Annotated in this window: 14 protein-coding genes; 6 read left to right on the top strand and 8 right to left on the bottom strand. The window is 48.5% G+C overall.

All coding sequences use genetic code 11. The features are described from left to right. The first annotated feature begins 158 nt into the window (after positions 1-158). On the top strand, positions 159-716 hold the full coding sequence (locus ACN08W_RS07770) for a GtrA family protein (RefSeq protein ID WP_419107477.1): 558 nt from the start codon (positions 159-161) through the stop codon (positions 714-716). 22 nt (positions 717-738) lie between these two features. On the opposite strand, the gene ACN08W_RS07775 is transcribed toward ACN08W_RS07770, so the two are convergent. After that, a complete protein-coding gene (locus tag ACN08W_RS07775) occupies positions 739-3,081 on the bottom strand; it encodes a Tex family protein (protein ID WP_419109197.1) in 2,343 nt (780 codons plus the stop codon). Positions 3,082-3,278: 197 nt separating this feature from the next. On the opposite strand from ACN08W_RS07775, the gene ACN08W_RS07780 reads away from it, so the two are divergent. After that, positions 3,279-4,667: a hypothetical protein gene (locus tag ACN08W_RS07780; protein WP_419109198.1), complete on the top strand. Its 1,389-nt coding sequence runs from the start codon at positions 3,279-3,281 to the stop codon at positions 4,665-4,667. Positions 4,668-4,691: 24 nt separating this feature from the next. Here the strand turns inward: ACN08W_RS07780 and ACN08W_RS07785 are convergent, their stop codons facing one another. Both ACN08W_RS07785 and ACN08W_RS07790 read right to left on the bottom strand, forming a co-directional pair. Beyond that, entirely contained in the window at positions 4,692-5,492 is an 801-nt protein-coding gene (locus tag ACN08W_RS07785; protein ID WP_419109199.1) for an HNH endonuclease family protein, read from the bottom strand. 104 nt (positions 5,493-5,596) lie between these two features. Next, on the bottom strand, positions 5,597-7,051 hold the full coding sequence (locus ACN08W_RS07790) for an amino acid permease (RefSeq protein ID WP_419103418.1): 1,455 nt from the start codon (positions 7,049-7,051) through the stop codon (positions 5,597-5,599). 350 nt (positions 7,052-7,401) lie between these two features. Here ACN08W_RS07790 and trmB point away from each other — a divergent pair, with 350 nt between their 5' ends. Beyond that, on the top strand, positions 7,402-8,202 hold the full coding sequence (gene trmB / locus ACN08W_RS07795; protein ID WP_419103419.1) for a tRNA (guanosine(46)-N7)-methyltransferase TrmB: 801 nt from the start codon (positions 7,402-7,404) through the stop codon (positions 8,200-8,202). A 177-nt stretch (positions 8,203-8,379) separates the two neighbouring features. On the opposite strand, the gene ACN08W_RS07800 is transcribed toward trmB, so the two are convergent. The 5 genes from ACN08W_RS07800 to dnaK all read right to left on the bottom strand — a co-directional run bounded on the left by ACN08W_RS07800 (position 8,380) and on the right by dnaK (position 14,083). Beyond that, positions 8,380-9,828 (bottom strand): alanine/glycine:cation symporter family protein, encoded by a 1,449-nt coding sequence (locus tag ACN08W_RS07800; RefSeq protein WP_419101984.1) that lies wholly within the window; start codon positions 9,826-9,828, stop codon positions 8,380-8,382. 256 nt (positions 9,829-10,084) lie between these two features. Continuing rightward, entirely contained in the window at positions 10,085-10,510 is a 426-nt protein-coding gene (locus tag ACN08W_RS07805) for a heat shock protein transcriptional repressor HspR (RefSeq protein WP_419101983.1), read from the bottom strand. Between the two features lie 2 nt (positions 10,511-10,512). After that, positions 10,513-11,469 (bottom strand): DnaJ C-terminal domain-containing protein, encoded by a 957-nt coding sequence (locus ACN08W_RS07810; RefSeq protein ID WP_419109200.1) that lies wholly within the window; start codon positions 11,467-11,469, stop codon positions 10,513-10,515. A gap of 184 nt (positions 11,470-11,653) precedes the next feature. Next, positions 11,654-12,238 (bottom strand): nucleotide exchange factor GrpE, encoded by a 585-nt coding sequence (locus ACN08W_RS07815; protein WP_419109201.1) that lies wholly within the window; start codon positions 12,236-12,238, stop codon positions 11,654-11,656. Positions 12,239-12,241: 3 nt separating this feature from the next. Further along, entirely contained in the window at positions 12,242-14,083 is a 1,842-nt protein-coding gene (dnaK, locus tag ACN08W_RS07820) for a molecular chaperone DnaK (protein WP_419103934.1), read from the bottom strand. Between the two features lie 500 nt (positions 14,084-14,583). Here dnaK and ACN08W_RS07825 point away from each other — a divergent pair, with 500 nt between their 5' ends. The 3 genes from ACN08W_RS07825 to ACN08W_RS07835 all read left to right on the top strand — a co-directional run bounded on the left by ACN08W_RS07825 (position 14,584) and on the right by ACN08W_RS07835 (position 16,705). After that, a complete protein-coding gene (locus tag ACN08W_RS07825; RefSeq protein WP_419107482.1) occupies positions 14,584-15,471 on the top strand; it encodes a hypothetical protein in 888 nt (295 codons plus the stop codon). A gap of 150 nt (positions 15,472-15,621) precedes the next feature. Then, positions 15,622-16,101, top strand: a complete 480-nt coding sequence (locus ACN08W_RS07830) for a low molecular weight protein-tyrosine-phosphatase (RefSeq protein ID WP_419103936.1) — start codon at positions 15,622-15,624, stop codon at positions 16,099-16,101. A gap of 22 nt (positions 16,102-16,123) precedes the next feature. Further along, a complete protein-coding gene (locus ACN08W_RS07835; RefSeq protein ID WP_419103937.1) occupies positions 16,124-16,705 on the top strand; it encodes a tRNA (adenosine(37)-N6)-threonylcarbamoyltransferase complex ATPase subunit type 1 TsaE in 582 nt (193 codons plus the stop codon). The last annotated feature ends 5 nt before the right edge of the window (positions 16,706-16,710 follow it).

The following is a 16,710-nucleotide window of genomic DNA, read 5'->3' on the forward strand; positions in this document are numbered from 1 at the left end:
CATAGGGCGTCTGCCTCTTTGAGGTTAAACTGCAACTAATACCACGCTATTTTTTAGCGCTATTCTCCTCTTTTAGAGAGGTAATAATGCTATTTTGAGGTGATGTGTTCTAAGACTTTATGGAACAAAGCCCATGATGAAAGAAAAGAGCTGAGGGCATGAAAGAAAGTTTTTTTAAGCTTCTTCAGAATGAGAAAGTCCGTTTTCTCATTGTTGGTGGTGGTTGCTTTGTGCTTACCATGGTCATTAACTATGCCCTCAAATACACAGTTCTTACCGCAAAACCGACAACAGCTCTTATTTTTGCAACCGGAATAGCAAGTATTGTCTCGTATATTCTTTCTTCACGTTGGACGTGGCAAGGCTCCTCCGGAAAGCCAACGTTCGAGCAGTTCTTAGGCTTCTTCATTGTGACGGTCATCGGTATTGGGTTGAACGCTCTTCCACAGTGGGTATCACGCTATATATTTCATTTGTCGTACCCCAATATCTCGTTTCTGGCTCAAGAAATAGCGGACTTTATTGCTGGACCTATTCTCGGTACAGCTCTAGCGATGGTCTTTAGATTTTGGGCGCTTGACCGCTTTGTTTTTAAAGGTTACGAGGCTCGCAAAAAAGCAGAACTACACGAAGTGGTACCTTTCGACAGTGAGCAGAAATCACCTTCTGTGCCGATGGATGAAGGTTCTGTTCCGCCAGTGCAAAAGACCTCATAGAATTTAGAGGTTATTTGGGTTTTTATGCTCGACGTTGCCGACGTCGAGCATTTTTCTTTGCAATAGAAGGTTCGTCTTCAAGCAGTAACGATAACGCTATACGCCCACGGTTTGTATCAACGTGGGTAACACGGACTTGTACAATATCGCCAGAACGTACAATATGGTGAGGGTCTTGAACATAGCTTGTGCTCATCTGTGAGACGTGAATGAGTCCGTCTTGGTGAACACCAATATCAACAAAAGCTCCAAAACCAGCGACGTTTGATACTGTCCCTCCAAGAATCATGCCGACTTTGACGTCATGGATGGTTTCGACACCTTCAGTAAAGTGCACAGTACGAAACGTTGGGCGCGGGTCACGGCCGGGCTTTTCGAGTTCATCCAAAATATCGTTGAGCGTTTGAGTGCCGAAACCCTCATCTAAATATTTTTGTAATTCCATCTTTTTTCGAACACTCGACGGTATCACTTCACCTGCAAGTACCCCAGCATCCTGAAGGAGACGACGAGCTAACCCATAAGACTCAGGGTGAACGGCAGAGACGTCAAGAGGTTCGTCCCCTCCCCTAATACGAATAAAGCCGGCAGCTTGTTCAAAGGTTTTAGGGCCTATTCCAGAGACGTTTAGAAGTTCCTGACGGTTTTTGAAAGCACCATGTTCTTGCCGATAGTTCACAATATTTTGAGCTAACGCACGGTTCAGACCTGCAACATGAGAAAGCAATTCAACGGATGCGCTATTAACCCATACACCTACACGGTTGACGCAGTCTTCAACAGTTGCGTCTAAGGAGCGTCGTAGCGCATGAGCTGAAATATCATGCTGATATTGACCTACGCCAATAGATTGCGGATCTACTTTAACAAGCTCAGCAAGAGGGTCTTGTAGACGACGTCCGATAGAGACTGCCCCGCGCAGAGACACATCGAGCTCTGGCAGTTCTTCGCTTGCTAGAGCAGATGCAGAATAGACGGAAGCTCCTGCTTCTGAAACAGTAACTTTTTGTACAGAGATTCCCTCATTTTTAAGGGTGCTCAATAATTCGCTGGCAAGTTTATCGGTGTCGCGAGAGGCTGTTCCGTTACCAATAGAAACCAGTTCAAGATGATGTTCTTTAACGAGTTCAGTTAAGGTATTCAGCGATTCAGCCCATTGTTTTTTAGGGGCATGAGGGTAGATAACAGTAGTATCGAGCACCTCCCCAAGTGCAGATAACGCGGCGACTTTTACGCCAGTGCGTAGACCGGGGTCTAAGGCGAGTACAGCACGTTCACCAGCTGGTGCTGCTAAAAGTAGGTCTCGTAGATTTGATGAGAACACATCAATAGCAGATTTTTCGGCGTGTTCTCGCAGACGAGCCCTTATCTGTGTTGCAAGGCGAGGGAGAATACGATTTTTCCAAGTAGAACGTACTGTTGATGCCAACCATCCAAGAACACGGTCTTCATCGCTGACAGTGTTGAGCACCTGCACCGGAATACCTAACGCAAAAGCGATAGCAGACTCATAGGTATAACGTTCTTGTTCGTTGCGTTCACTACTTGCACGAAGTTTTGCGAGGTCGCTTTCACCTGATTGTTTTAAAAATTCTGGGGTTTGAGCTATTTCTATACGAAGCTCAACGACGCCCTCTTTCTCGGCTCTCATCAAAGCAAGAACACGGTGGCTAGGTATTTTTCTGAGCGGTTCAGAAAAGTGAAAGTAGTCGCTAAATTTGCTGTCGTGCTCTCTGTGCGCCGGAAGTACACGTGAGCTAATGACGCCATGAGACCATAAGCGTTCACGGAGTTGTTCCATCAGTTCGTGGTCATATAGCGCGTATTCTTCGAGGATGGCGCGAGCCCCCTCAAGTGCAGTTTTTGCATCTGGTACAGCAGTATCTTCTGGTTCTTCTGTACGAGATGGGCGAACATACGCTTGAGCGATTTGTTCTGCCTCTGCTAGTGGGACTTCGAGGAGGTCGTCGACAAGTGGTTCTAGCCCTGCTTCAAGCGCACATTGTGCGCGTGTTCGTCGAGCAATTTTATAGGGGGCGTAAAGTGACTCCAGCTCATTTTTTGTGCGTGCGGCAAGCACTGAGGCTTGTAAAGATTCTTCGAGTACACCACGTTGAGCAAGGAGTTCAAGGATTTTATGGCGACGCTGTTCTAGGTCTCTGAGGTATTCAAGTCGTTCTTTGAGTTCACGTAGCTGTGTGTCACTCATATTGCCGGTGTGTTCTTTACGGTACCTAGCAATAAAAGGAACGGTGGCGCCTTCATCAAGGAGCCGGATGCTGGCTCTGACACCGAAAATAGGTGCGCCTAGTTCACCAGCGAGCGTTTTTTCGAGTTTGTGTCTGTCCGTTCGAGGTGAATCCATAGCTTCTAGTTTCTCATTAGTTCAGTCTTTTTCTCGTTTTTCAATCGAATAAGGCATGGAAAATCTTGGTTTATTGAAGTAATACGGGTATATATATTTGTTAGTTTTGTTCTTGAGTGTTTAGATTTTGATAACGAAACTATGTACACATTTTTACCGACACAGACTAATACCGGAGTTTAAGGAAATATCTCATTATGGCAAGTAACGAGGACTATCACCGTTTTCTCTCTCACTACTCGCCGTTGATTGAAGAACTTGCTGATTCTGGCTGGTCCAAGGAAGAAGCCTGTCATCGAATTGCAACGCTCTTCCCGGAAGAATCTCCTAATATGATTCGTCGCGCAGTTTTTTCACGACGTTGGACTTTTAACACTCGCACCGAAAATATTCTCAACAACGTGATGATGTCGGCTGCGGTATGGTACTCCGTGGCGGTCACCCACGATATGGAACCAGACCCTCAGTATGCCGCAGCATATCTTGACCCCATTATTTTGGAAGATATCCCCCGAATATTTGCTAAGGCCAACGTTAGCCCCGAAGCGATATCTCTCATTCTAGGAAAATGCGGTGCCGCGCTCAAAGCACTCAGCGAAAACCCTTATATCCGCCTTGATGAGGCTTCCTACGACGACTTTTTCGACAACGTCCCCGAAGAAGCTCGTAATATCGTCGATGAGGTCAGTAGCTGGCCGCCTCATCGACAAATTATTGAAGACCGTCTTGGGGACGGCAGCTGGAGTATAGCGCTGATGCGTGTAGGAGTGTGCCCACCAGATTTAGAGGATTACGGTATTAGTGTCTCTGCATCCAGCGTGACAGACCGTGATTTTCGAAATGCTCTAGCAGAATTTTTGAGCTACTGCATCAGATATGACCGCAAACCCACCGTGTTGGTTTATGGTAATTGGTCTATTAGCCGTAACCCTCTAGGACGAGTACCATTACTCGGCACAGTACGTAGCAAATACGGTTCATGGTATAACGGTCTTAAAAACGGTCGTCGACTCATTAATGATGCGCTCAAGATAAGTTCGCTTTCAACTGTTCCCGCACGAGAAACTCAGGATTCAGCAGGAACCTCAGTTTCTCGTTCTCGTTCGGTAGATTTAAAAACTCTTTACGAGAATGGTATTGGTATTGTTCATTCTCCTTCAGAACGGCATAACCAGTTACCGTGTAGTACTCCTTGGGAGCGTATGACAAATTCTTTACGTGGCACACTTCGTGAGCTACCTTGGGGGCAAAGCATACGGTTGTATTATCTTTCAGAGATCAGTGAAGAACAGGATACGACGATTCCTCGTTTATTTATTCTGCGCTCCCCTTCAGGCTATATTTGTGAGTTGATTACTGAAAACACTGTTTTTTATCGTGGAACAAGCTATGACGCTGCTGTTCTTGAAGAACATGGTTGGGCGTCTATGTCTGAGGACCTTTTCTCATGGGGGCAGACTTTCACGGAGGTAGAGTCAGCCACATACGAAATCATGTATGCCTTGCGATGGGCGTTGAACTACACTCAGCCTGAGCTTTTCTATTTTGAGGATCAAGAACCTCCCGGAGAAGTATCTACACCATAATCCTTTTGCGTTCCGTGGGCAGCTTTAACGTTTTAGCCCAGAACGATACGCGGGCTGTTGCGGGCACTCTTTTAACACGTTTTCCATAGCTTGTTTCTCGGCGGGCGTGACCCACAGGTGATATATCGCTTTGACTGATATTTGTCGCGCAACATATTCGCAGCGATATCCTCGTTGCGGTAACCACTGAGAGGCGTCTTGATTAGATTTTTCAGTATTGACGTCGTATCCAGTTGCTTGAAGATTCAATGGGTCATTCGCTAAACGCTGACGTTGTTCGAGGGGCAGTTCTGCGGCACCAGTTTGCCAAGCATTAGAAAGTGCAACAACATGGTCGATAGGTACCAGAGGGCTGGTCTTCTCCCCTCGAAGAAAGTCAATGCTTTCGGCAGTATATGGGTCAATAAACGTCCCCGAAGCGACTTTACAGCCACGAGCGTATTTTACATGGGATAAATCTCGAGCTAAGACGTCGTTACGCTGGTCGCAACCGTTTCGATCAATATCTTCCCATGAGGGGCCAAATTGTGAACGTGAGTATCCGCGAGCACCAGCGGGGTGCTGTACGGGGAGAGTTTTGAGAACTTCACTAGCTGTTGAATAGGGTTGTGCGAAGTGACGTGCAAACCCAGTTTCTACGGGGACGTTTGGTGCTCCGAGGAGTTCTTCTATTTTTTCGTGCTGTGTCCAGAGAAATATCCCTGCACCGATGAGCACCGCCCAGAAGAGTGTGCTCATCCGGAGGAAGAAGGGGCGAGAGCGTCGTATAGGTTGCCGGTGTCGGTAGGTTCGGTAGTGGGTGGAAGAACGGTATTGGTTTCTCATCAAGGATTTTCGGTTGTTATGTTCGTGTGTTCTAAAGGCTCAGGGCGAAAGCCAACACAGCGTGGTGTTGTACTCTCGCCCTGAGTGAGAACTCTTCTGAGGTTTTAGAGGGTTTCTTCGTAGGAGGTGTCTTTGGTGCGTGCCTGTTGGGCTTTTTTCTGTAGTTCGAGGTGGGTGGGGTTCTTACGGACGAACATCCAGCCAATACCTAGAAGGATGAACCATAGTGGCATGGCGAAGAGTGCTTGGCGGGTGTCATCGTAGAATGCCAAGATGATGACCATTGCGACGAAGAATGCGAGCACAATCCAGCAGGCAAGAATACCTCCTGGCATTTTGTAGGTGGATGCTTCGTGACGTTCTGGGTGTTTTTTACGATAGACGAGGTATGAGATGAGGATCATCGTCCAGTTGAAGATGGCAAGTACTGCGGCAACAGTGGTGACGAGAGTAAAGGCGCTAATCACTGATTCTCCCGAGTACAGCAGCGCGAGGGAGGAAAGTAGGAGCACGCTGGTGAGGAAGAGTGCGTTACGTGGGACGCCTCCGGGGCTGAGGATACGGAAGATACGCGGTGCGGAGCCTTCTTCTGCGAGTCCGTAAATCATACGTGAGGTGGAGAAGATACCAGAGTTTGCCGAAGATGTTGCAGAAGTCAGTACTACGAAGTTGACCAGTGAGGCGGCAAATCCGAAACCGGCGAGGCTGAACATGGTGACGAAGGGGCTCTTTGCTGGGTCAATGTCTTGCCAAGGGGTTACCATCAGGATTACGGCCAGCGTCAGTACGTAGAAGAGGATAATACGAATCGGTACGGCGTTGATTGCTTTGGGTAGTGTTTTGTGCGGGTCGCGTGTTTCTGCTGCTGCTGTTCCGACAAGTTCTGCGCCGAGGAAGGCGAATAGCGCGATTTGGAATGCGCCGAGGAATCCGACGATGCCGTGGGGGAAGAATCCGCCATCTGACCAGAGGTTTGTGACGCTTGCTGTGTCGCCGTTGGGAAGTTCAAAGCTGATAGCAACCATGAAGATACCTACGATGATGAGCGCAAAAATGGCGACTATTTTGATGAGGGCAAACCAGAATTCTATTTCACCAAAGTTTTTGACGCTGGGAAGGTTCAGTGCCAGAAGTAACCCGATGACGATGATAGCTGGTATCCATTGTTGTAGGTGTGGCCACCAGTATTGCGAATATCCGGTGATGGCGATAACGTCAGCGACGGCTGTAACGACCCATGTGAACCAGTAGGACCATCCGACGAAGAATCCTGCGCCTGGGCCGAGGATGTCGGAGGCAAAGTCAGAAAATGATTTGTACTTGAGGTTTGAGAGGAGTAGTTCTCCCATGGCGCGGAGGACGAAGAAAATTGCCGTACCAATAATCATGTAGACAAAGAGAATGGACGGACCTGTCAGGGAGATGGTTTTTCCCGATCCCATGAAGAGTCCTGTTCCGATAGCTCCGCCGATGGCGATGAGCTGGATATGTCTATTGCTGAGTCCACGTTGTAGTTCGTTTTCTGTTTGAGCATGCGAACCATGATGTTGGTCTGGCATCTCGCCTCCATTGTTTGATGGGCATACGTGTCTTGAATGGTTCTCTAGGGTGAGAGGGTGTCGCCGACCTGCATGCCTTTGTGGTCTTTGATATTTGTGTTAATCCTAGTCTGGTTTTGAGGTGTTCTCCGTTTAGACAGGCTAGGATACCCTTCACTATTGCGGGCTGTTAGTCCCTATTATTGCGAGAAAATAATGAATTGTATATCACATTTTTTTATTTGTTGAGTTTTAAGGGTTGCTGGCATGCTTCATTCTCTATCCTCTAGGATGATTAGGTTGCTCATATTCGGGCAGATTCGGGCGGTGCTTTTGTTTCCGTACGCGCCCGTACTAGATTGAGGAGACTCGTGGAAACGACAACGCATACTAATAACGAAAACACCGAACATCTAGCAGAAGATTCTACTGTTCCTGAGAAGTTTCACCGACAGCCACTTTCGTTCGTTCGTCGTGGCGATAGGCTCACAGGTCGCAGACTCACCGCGTGGGAGCAGTATGCTCCTACCCATGTTTTGCAGATACCTCGTCTACTCACTGATACGTCAGTAGCGCCAGAGGCACAGTTTAATGCTGAAGAAGTCTATGGCAGGGTCGCTCCTCTTGTGGTAGAAATTGGTTCTGGTCTCGGTGAGGCGATTGTTCATCGTGCGCAGGAGGTTCCTGAGCATAACTTCCTCGCTGTTGAGGTGTATACCCCCGGTATTGCTGATTTACTACGCAAGATGGCAAGTGCTGGTGCGGAGAATATTCGTGTAGCGCAGGCTAATGCTCCAGAGCTTTTAGAGAACATGTTAGAACCAGCTTCTGTCGATGAGTTGTGGGTGTTTTTCCCTGATCCTTGGCATAAGACTCGTCATCATAAGCGCCGTCTTATTAGTACAGAATTTGCCCATAAGGTTGCACGCGTGTTGAAACCTGGTGCAACTTGGCGTTTAGCAACTGACTGGGAAGAATACGCTATTGTAATGCGTGACGTGCTCGACGCGCACCCCGATTTTGTTAATGCGCATCGTGGCGAGGGCGCAACAGAGGAAGACCCACAAGGCGGTTGGGCACCGCGCTGGGAGGGTCGTGTGTTAACGAGTTTTGAACGTAAGGCTCGCGAAGCTGGCCGTGGAGCACATGATTTGACCTATATTCGTCGATAGATGAAAAATGTTGGTAGGTTTAAACTACGTTTGTAACAGGTGCTATGTCTCTGAGTAAGCGGCAGTGAACACCTCTACGTTATGGGGCGGGGCGGAATACAAAACTGTATTCCGCCCCGCCCCGTTCTTTGATGAGTGCTCTTTGAGGAGTGCACCTACATAATGCTAATGAGACGCTTAGCGTCCGGTCTTCTCGTAAGAATCAATCGCACCGTCATGGCCTTCCATGAACTGGTCAATTTCTTCTTTCGTTGCTGTCAGGTGAGGGTCATTCTTCAAATACCAGCGAGTCTCACGAACAATCAGACCTGAGAGAAGGAGCAAACCAATCAAGTTTGGAATAGCCATTAGACCATTAGCAATATCTGAGAATGTCCATACAGTCGTTAGTTCAACAGTGCATCCGATGAAAACTATGGCCGAGAAAAATACACGATAAGGTAGCACACCAGAACGGCCTAAGATACGTTCGATACAACGTTCCCCGTAGTATGCCCACCCTAGAATTGTAGAGTACGCAAAAAGTACCAAACCGATAGTGACGATCCAACCACCAATCGGACCAATTTCTTGGCTAAATGCCCAGTTGGTCATCGTAGAAGCAGAAATTAGTTCGCCGTTCTCACTCTGATGCCAAGCACCGGTAATAATCAAAACGAGGCCGGTACATGTCACCACAATAATCGTGTCGATAAAGGTCTGTGTCATGGAGACCATGCCTTGACGTACAGGGTGAGTTGTCTGAGCAGCGGAAGCAGCAATAGCAGCAGAACCCATGCCGGATTCGTTCGAGAAAATGCCACGAGCTACACCGTACTGAATTGCGTAGATGAGTGCTGAACCTGCAAAACCGCCTACAGCAGAAGTGCCGGTAAATGCCTCTGAAAAGACTGTAGCGAATGCTTCAGGAATCTGCCCTAGGTGTGTTCCTAAAATGTATAGAGCACCACCGACGTAGAAGATAATCATGACAGGAACGAAAGCGGATGTAACTTTACCAATGGATTTGATGCCTCCGAGGAGTACGAAGAGCGTCAAGAGCGCCAAAATTGTACCGGTAAAGCCAACAGGAACGTTAAAAGTGGTGTATAGGTTACCGGCGATTGAATTACCTTGGGTCATGTTACCGATGCCGAAAGAAGCAATTACCGCAGCGATTGCAAAGAATATTGCAAGAGATTTGCCGAGCGCTCCACCAATACCACGTTCAAGGTAGTACTGTGGTCCACCGTTGACTTCGCCTTTTGAGTCGTGGGTGCGGAAACGTACACCAAGAAACGCCTCAGAGTATTTAGAGGCCATACCAAAAATAGCGGTGACCCACATCCAGAAGAGAGCACCTGGACCGCCAATAGAAATAGCTGTTGCTACGCCTACGATGTTACCGGTACCAACTGTTGCAGCAAGAGCAGTAGTTAGCGCCTGAAATTGAGAGATGTCTCCACCTTGTGCGTCAGCATCTTTACGATCGACAAATGCTAGACGGTTCGCCACAATGAGTTTGGTCAGTTGGATGAACCCGAGGCGAATACTCAGATAAATACCTGTACCTAGAAGTAAAGGGATGAGGACGAAGGGCCCCCAAATAAAAGAGGAAATCGCCCCTAGGACGTCGTCGATGTTCATATGCGTTCCTTGTTGTTTTCGCCCGTTGCGAGCGGTTTCCTAGCAGATGTGTGGTGTTGCAGGTAGCGTTGTTCCTTATTGAGAGAAACCACAGCTACTGCTTGAAAGCACAGCTTACGTGACGGGCAACACTATGTGCAACTATGTCCACCAAGTAAGACGACAAGCAGAGCATAGAAAAATCTGCCGTACCCATTCAACAGAACAAACCTGTTAAGAATAGATACGGCAGAACCTTCATCCATAAAATATGTAGTTATCGAGGCTGATAGAGCACCATGGCTCGAGAACGAGCGTGGGCAGACGGGCGTTTACCACGAGGAACCCTCACGATGTCGCCAGAAACGCCAGCAGCAAAGACGCGAGAGGATTCCCCTAATCGGGTCTTCGCTGTTGCAAGCTCTTGACGTAGAGACTCTATCTCGTAGCGCAAGGTCTCTACTTCAGATTCAAGCCCCATAATACGGCGAATGCCTTCAAGAGAAACACCGTCTTGAGATAGCTGCTGAATCTCTTGCAGCTTCGCCACATCTCGTGCTGAGTATCGACGAGCACGTCCCGGCGCACGCTGAGGCTGAACTAAACCCAGACGGTCATACTGACGCAAGGTTTGAGGGTGCATCCCGGCAAGCTCTGCCGCCACTGAAATAACAAAAACCGGCTGATCTGCTGATAAACCCATACTTACTCAGCTGCTTTCCGTAGAAATTCGTCTCGTACAGTATCGTCATCTGCAGCAGCAAGGAACGTATCAAAAGCTTCTTGAGCCTGTTCAGAAAGATTCTGAGGAAGATGAATTTCTGGAATAACCATCAGGTGACCTGCTCCAGTTTTAGAGGGGAATCCGTAGCCTTTAGCACGAAGTTTCACACCGGAAGAAGAACCAGCAGCCAAACGGAGTTTAACAGTCTTACCAGAAGGGGTGGGGACGCTAAGAATAGTTCCTTGAACAGCTTCTTTAATGCTGATAGGAATATGAACAATCACATCATTGCCTTCACGTGTAAAGACAGGATGTTTACGAACCTTAACGACAACCGTCAAATCGCCAGCTCCGCCAGGGCCGGGGTGTCCTTTACCGCGCAACTTAATTTTTTGTCCATCTTTAATGCCAGCAGGAATACGAGCTTTAGCTTCAGAGCCATCTGGACGAATAACAGAAGCAGTCGTTCCTCGGTAAGCGTCGGCGAAGGAAATGGTGACACTTGTTTGCGCATCTTGTCCTTTGGGGGCAGGCTGAGAAAAGCCTCCAAACCCACCAGCAGAAGCGCCCCCAAAACCGCCGCCTCCACCGAAAAGACCGCCTAATAAATCTTCGATGTTAACGTTGCTAGAGGTTGAAGAGCTACTGAAACCTCCGGGGAATCCAGAACCTCCGGGGAACCCTCCCCCACCAAAACCAGCGGCACCATACGTACGAATTTGGTCGTATTCTTCGCGGTGTTTCTTATCAGAAAGAACATCATACGCTTCAGATACTTCTTTAAATTTTTTCTCAGCTACAGTATCTCCAGGGTTCTGATCTGGATGATATTTACGTGCTAATTTTCGATATGCCTTTTTAATTTCAGCATCGCTCGCCTTCTCAGAGACGCCCAGCACCTTGTAGAAGTCTTGATGAAGCCAATTTTCACTAGCCATGTTTTGACGCCTCCTTTCAAAAGCGTTCCTTAAGTTCTCTTAAAAATCTATATAACAAGAGGCAGTTAATCCCTCTCTGTCAGAGGCACATTCCTGCCATATCAGGTACGGTACAGAGGAGTAAATCCCCTAAGTGTAGTGCAGGCGGACCCGCCGATTCGAGCCCGCCTACACTTTTATCTATTTACATTGCTGCCGCAACAGCAACCTGTGCAGTTCGCACAATTCGATCATTCACACGATATCCATGGCGCAACACCATTGCTACATGGTCTTCTGGAATGTCTTCAGAAGGCTGCTGCAGAACAGCTTCGTGAACCTTCGGGTCGAACTTATCGCCGACGGCACCATAACGTTCCATGCCCTGCTTACCAAGAGTTTCCTCTAGCTTATTAGCAATGGCAGCAAACGGGCCTTCTTCAAGGTCACCATGCTGACGAGCTGCATCGATATCATCAATGACTGGTAGCAAAGCAGATACCACATCAGAGATAACAAACTGACGCAACTGTTCCTTCTCTTTTGCACTGCGGTTCTTGAAGTTCGTGAACTCTGCCTGTAACCGACGCAAATCCTCGAGACGTTCAAGCGCCACTTGCTCAAAATCTTCAGCTACTTCTTCAGAGACCTCAGCTTCTGCTGAAACGTCCTCAGGTAGAGGTTCTGTTCCAGCGTCTTCTTGTGGCTCTGGGTGTTCTGGTGCAGAAGGAGCGTTGAAGGCTTCTTCCAAAGGATCAGTGTTCTGAGAGTCGTTAGTATTCTCGGACATCACTTATTTCTTTTCGTTGTCGTCGTCGATGACTTCGGCGTCTACTACGTCGTCGTCAGCTTCCGCAGCACCTTCTTGAGTTGCTTCTGCCTGAGCTGCGGCGTAGATAGCTTCGCCAAGTTTGCTCTGGCTAGCCTGCAATTTCTCAAATGCAGACTTGACAGCGTCATCATCTTCACCTTCGAGAGCCTTCTTGAGTTCGTCGACATCTGCCTGAACTTCAGTCTTGACCTCTTCAGGGAGCTTATCGCCGTTGTCCTTGATGAGCTTCTCGATGGAGTATGCAGCAGTTTCTGCTTGGTTGCGGGTTTCTGCAGCCTCACGACGAGCCTTATCCTGTTCAGCGTGTGCTTCAGCGTCCTTAACCATGCGGTCGATGTCTTCCTTAGAGAGGGAAGATCCACCGGTAATGGTCATGGACTGTTCCTTGCCGGTACCCTTGTCCTTAGCGGATACGTGAACGATACCATTTGCGTCGATATCGAAGGTCACTTCAATCTGAGGAACGCCACGAGGTGCAGGAGCAATACCAGTTAGCTCAAAGGTACCGAGGTTCTTGTTATCGCGAGTAAATTCGCGTTCACCTTGGAATACCTGAATAGAGACAGAAGGCTGGTTGTCTTCTGCAGTGGTGAAGGTTTCGCTACGCTTGGTAGGAATTGCGGTGTTACGTTCGATGAGTTTAGTCATCACACCACCTTTGGTTTCGATACCAAGAGATAGTGGAGTTACGTCGATGAGAAGAACGTCTTTGCGGTCACCCTTGAGCACGCCTGCCTGAATAGCAGCACCCATAGCAACAACCTCATCAGGGTTAACACCCTTGTTAGGTTCGCGACCACCGGTGAGTTCTTTAACAACTTCGCTTACTGCTGGCATACGGGTTGAACCGCCCACGAGGATAACGTGTGCAATGTCAGAAACGGATACACCAGCTTCTTTGATGACGTCATTGAAAGGCTTCTTGGTGCGTTCAATCAAATCAGCAGTCATGTCCTGGAACTTTGCGCGAGTGAGTTTCTCGTCCAAGTGGATAGGACCTTCTGGAGTGACAGAAAGATACTGCAAGGAGATATTGGTTGAAGTTGCGGAAGAAAGTTCTTTCTTTGCTTGTTCAGCTGCTTCACGAAGACGCTGAAGAGCAATCTTGTCTTTCGAGAGATCTGCACCGCTCTTGGATTTAACCTGTTCGAGCAGCCAGTCCACGATGCGCTGATCCCAGTCGTCACCGCCGAGTCGGTTATCGCCGGAGGTTGCACGCACCTGAATGGTGGAGAATCCGTCTTCGTCCTTGCCAACTTCAAGCAAGGAAACGTCGAAGGTACCGCCACCGAGGTCGAATACGAGGATGAGCTCGTCTTCTTTGCCCTTATCCAGACCGTAAGCTAGAGCAGCGGCGGTAGGCTCGTTGACGATTCGGAGAACGTTAAGTCCAGCAATTTCTCCTGCTTCTTTGGTTGCCTGACGTTCTGCGTCGTTGAAGTATGCAGGAACAGTGATGACAGCGTCGGTAACGGTGTCGTTGAGGTATGCTTCTGCGTCACCTTTGAGTTTCATCAAAGTGCGAGCTGAAATTTCTTGAGCGGTGTATTTTTTACCGTCGATGTCGGTTGTCCAGTCAGTTCCCATATGACGCTTTACAGAAGCGATGGTGCGATCGACGTTAGTAACTGCCTGACGCTTTGCGACGTCACCGACAAGAACTTCGCCATCTTTAGAGAAAGCGACGATAGAAGGTGTGGTACGTGCGCCCTCTGCGTTAGCGATAACGACAGGTTCGCCACCTTCAAGAACTGAAACGACTGAGTTTGTGGTACCGAGGTCAATGCCTACTGCACGTGACATATTATGCACTCCTTAGAGATAGATGTTGTTTTCTTAGGTATCTGGCTTTATTGAACACCGTGAACGGATTTTTCAATAAGCGCTTGTCTTAAGTTTCTCACTTCTGAGCCATTTGTCAATAGAGTTGAGTCTATTTAACTCAACTTTATTTATACAACTAACAATATTTTTATGGATATTCACCTCAGTACACCCAAAAAACACCCTAAAAACCGGCGTTCTATAGAACAAACATTGCAAGCTGTTCGCTTTCAGCAATTAATCTTCGAGGTATCTTTACCCACCCACAAGCTCACTCTATAGAAAAGCCATATAAGAACCAGCGCCAACCATCACGTAACTATCAGAAATATGACACAACTACCTAGCGGACAAGCGTAAACACTTGTCCCTACAATTCTGTTCTTCCATATCTTCTCTACAAAAAACTGACATACGCTAGAGCAAGACCGGGCGCACCATCGCGCCACCTATCACAAAACATATGTTAGGAAGACAGCATGACTCACTCAGAATCACGCCGCATCGTTCTTAAAGGCGCAGCCCTAGCAATCCCTGCACTTGCTATCACGACAACCGCAGCGTTCTCCCATAGCACCGGCGCTGACGAAGAACACCACGGACACGGACACGGTGGAAGCACCGGAGACGGTAACCACCATCATGATGGACACGGTGGACACGGTGGACACGGACATGGCAATGGTGGACACGGGCATGGCAATGGTGGAAGCACCGGCGGACATGGTGGACATGGTGGACACGGCGGAACCACAAACCCCTCATACCCAACGCTACCTGCAGGATGCCCCGACGGAGCATGGCGCAAAGACATCCCTTGCGCATCCTTTATTGACCAATCCAACGGTGAAGGACGAGCATGGCACTGGGGACGCGAAGTCTCACTAGCTCTCTCCGCAGAAGATGCAGGACCTAACGGATACGACGTACAGTGCTATATCGTCCCCGTCAACAACGATTACAACCGCACCAACACCTACGGCAACGCAAGCGCACGCTTCCAATCCATCACCACCGGATCAGGAAGTGCCCCAGGATTCTACGCCGGCAACTGGTCCGCCCCAGTTAATGCTTCTGGTGCAGTCATCCCCCACTCTTTCAACGGTTCTACCGGAAACCCCAATGGCTCCGACATCGTGCTACCCTCAGGATCCATCATGGTTCAAGCACAAAAATTACGGTTCTCCGGAAAAACCGGAATTGGACGCCTCAACCTTAACCTCAACAACCGTTGGTTCTCCTCCGGTAAAAGCTGGGTCAAAGCCATCTGGGTCATCCGCAACAACGATATGGGACACTGGCACGTACTCGACACCGTAGGATATGCAGGCCCCATCAACCGCCCCGCATACGACGGAAAGTTCTAAACTCCACCTCAGATAAAAAATCCTATGCGGTTTCTGCACTCCCCTCCCAAGGGGAGTGCAGAAACCGCATTTTCTATCAGTTCTCCTACCCCACCATCTATTCACAAGAAAAGATAGGTAATATCTCCCCCACCATGAAAAGATAGAAACATGAATAAAATCTTGGTTGTCTGCACAGGAAACATCTGCCGTTCCCCCATGGGAGAATACCTCCTCAGAGAGAAAATCACATCACAACAACTCAACGTTGAAGTATCCTCATGCGGAATATCTTCCGAAGAATACGGAAACCCCATCGACCCAAGAGCACAAAAAGTCCTCAACGAACATGGAATCGACAGTAGTAAACACCGGGCCAAAACCTTCACACAAGAAGACTTTGACACATACCACCTCATTCTTGCCATGGACACCAACCATTACCAACGATTGCAGCAACTCGCACGAAACCCCAAAGACCAAGAAAAAATACACCTCTGGCGCGAATACGACCCACAACTACACAACACACCATTCGAAGAACGTGGCATCTATGACCCTTGGTACGGAACTCAAGAAGACTTCTATCACACCCAACGCATGATTGAAGACGCCATCCCCGGAATTATCCACTACATCCAGACCCACTAAGAACGAGGAAAACTCAACGCCCATGAGCATACTGTGTATCGAAGAACAACAACTACTCGAAAAAATCCATCACAGCATCTGCCAACAAGGCGCCCCCAAAATCATCACCGTTGACGGAAGAAGCGGAGCCGGAAAAACAACGTTCTCCCACCACCTCTGCACCTACCTCAACCAACATAACGTCCCATCCCAAACCTTCACCCTCGAAAACCTCTACCAAGGATGGAACGGGCTACAGGCAGGCATCAAGCAGTGGCATCGAAACCTCAACAACCTCAGCGACAACCCACAATCCCCCCTCATCTGGTTCGGGTGGAACTGGGATACACAACAACCCACAGGACCACACCTCACAACAATTGACCCACGCCAAACGCTCATCGTCGAGGGCGTCGGCGCCACACCACCTCACAACTACCAAGCACCATTTAACGTCATCACATGCTGGCTCGACATGCCCTCACACCACCGCAAAGAACGAGCGCTCAACCGTGACGGAGAAACATACCGCCCCTATTGGGATACGTGGGCAGAACAAGAAAACCTCCAACTACCTGCACACCCAGCATCACATATTGACTATATTTTCTCGCCACCTGTATAAAACGA

This window comes from Rothia sp. CCM 9419, from assembly GCF_048512815.1.
GTDB lineage: Bacteria > Actinomycetota > Actinomycetes > Actinomycetales > Micrococcaceae > Rothia.

What these genes read in the sequence shown, in the direction of transcription:
- ACN08W_RS07770 (WP_419107477.1), top strand. Translation starts at nt 159, where the DNA reads ATGAAAGAAAGTTTTTTTAAGCTTCTTCAGAATGAGAAAGTCCGTTTT.
- ACN08W_RS07775 (WP_419109197.1), bottom strand. Translation starts at nt 3,081, where the DNA reads ATGGATTCACCTCGAACGGACAGACACAAACTCGAAAAAACGCTCGCT.
- ACN08W_RS07780 (WP_419109198.1), top strand. Translation starts at nt 3,279, where the DNA reads ATGGCAAGTAACGAGGACTATCACCGTTTTCTCTCTCACTACTCGCCG.
- ACN08W_RS07785 (WP_419109199.1), bottom strand. Translation starts at nt 5,492, where the DNA reads ATGAGAAACCAATACCGTTCTTCCACCCACTACCGAACCTACCGACAC.
- ACN08W_RS07790 (WP_419103418.1), bottom strand. Translation starts at nt 7,051, where the DNA reads ATGCCAGACCAACATCATGGTTCGCATGCTCAAACAGAAAACGAACTA.
- ACN08W_RS07800 (WP_419101984.1), bottom strand. Translation starts at nt 9,828, where the DNA reads ATGAACATCGACGACGTCCTAGGGGCGATTTCCTCTTTTATTTGGGGG.
- ACN08W_RS07805 (WP_419101983.1), bottom strand. Translation starts at nt 10,510, where the DNA reads ATGGGTTTATCAGCAGATCAGCCGGTTTTTGTTATTTCAGTGGCGGCA.
- ACN08W_RS07810 (WP_419109200.1), bottom strand. Translation starts at nt 11,469, where the DNA reads ATGGCTAGTGAAAATTGGCTTCATCAAGACTTCTACAAGGTGCTGGGC.
- ACN08W_RS07815 (WP_419109201.1), bottom strand. Translation starts at nt 12,238, where the DNA reads ATGTCCGAGAATACTAACGACTCTCAGAACACTGATCCTTTGGAAGAA.
- dnaK (WP_419103934.1), bottom strand. Translation starts at nt 14,083, where the DNA reads ATGTCACGTGCAGTAGGCATTGACCTCGGTACCACAAACTCAGTCGTT.
- ACN08W_RS07825 (WP_419107482.1), top strand. Translation starts at nt 14,584, where the DNA reads ATGACTCACTCAGAATCACGCCGCATCGTTCTTAAAGGCGCAGCCCTA.
- ACN08W_RS07830 (WP_419103936.1), top strand. Translation starts at nt 15,622, where the DNA reads ATGAATAAAATCTTGGTTGTCTGCACAGGAAACATCTGCCGTTCCCCC.
- ACN08W_RS07835 (WP_419103937.1), top strand. Translation starts at nt 16,124, where the DNA reads ATGAGCATACTGTGTATCGAAGAACAACAACTACTCGAAAAAATCCAT.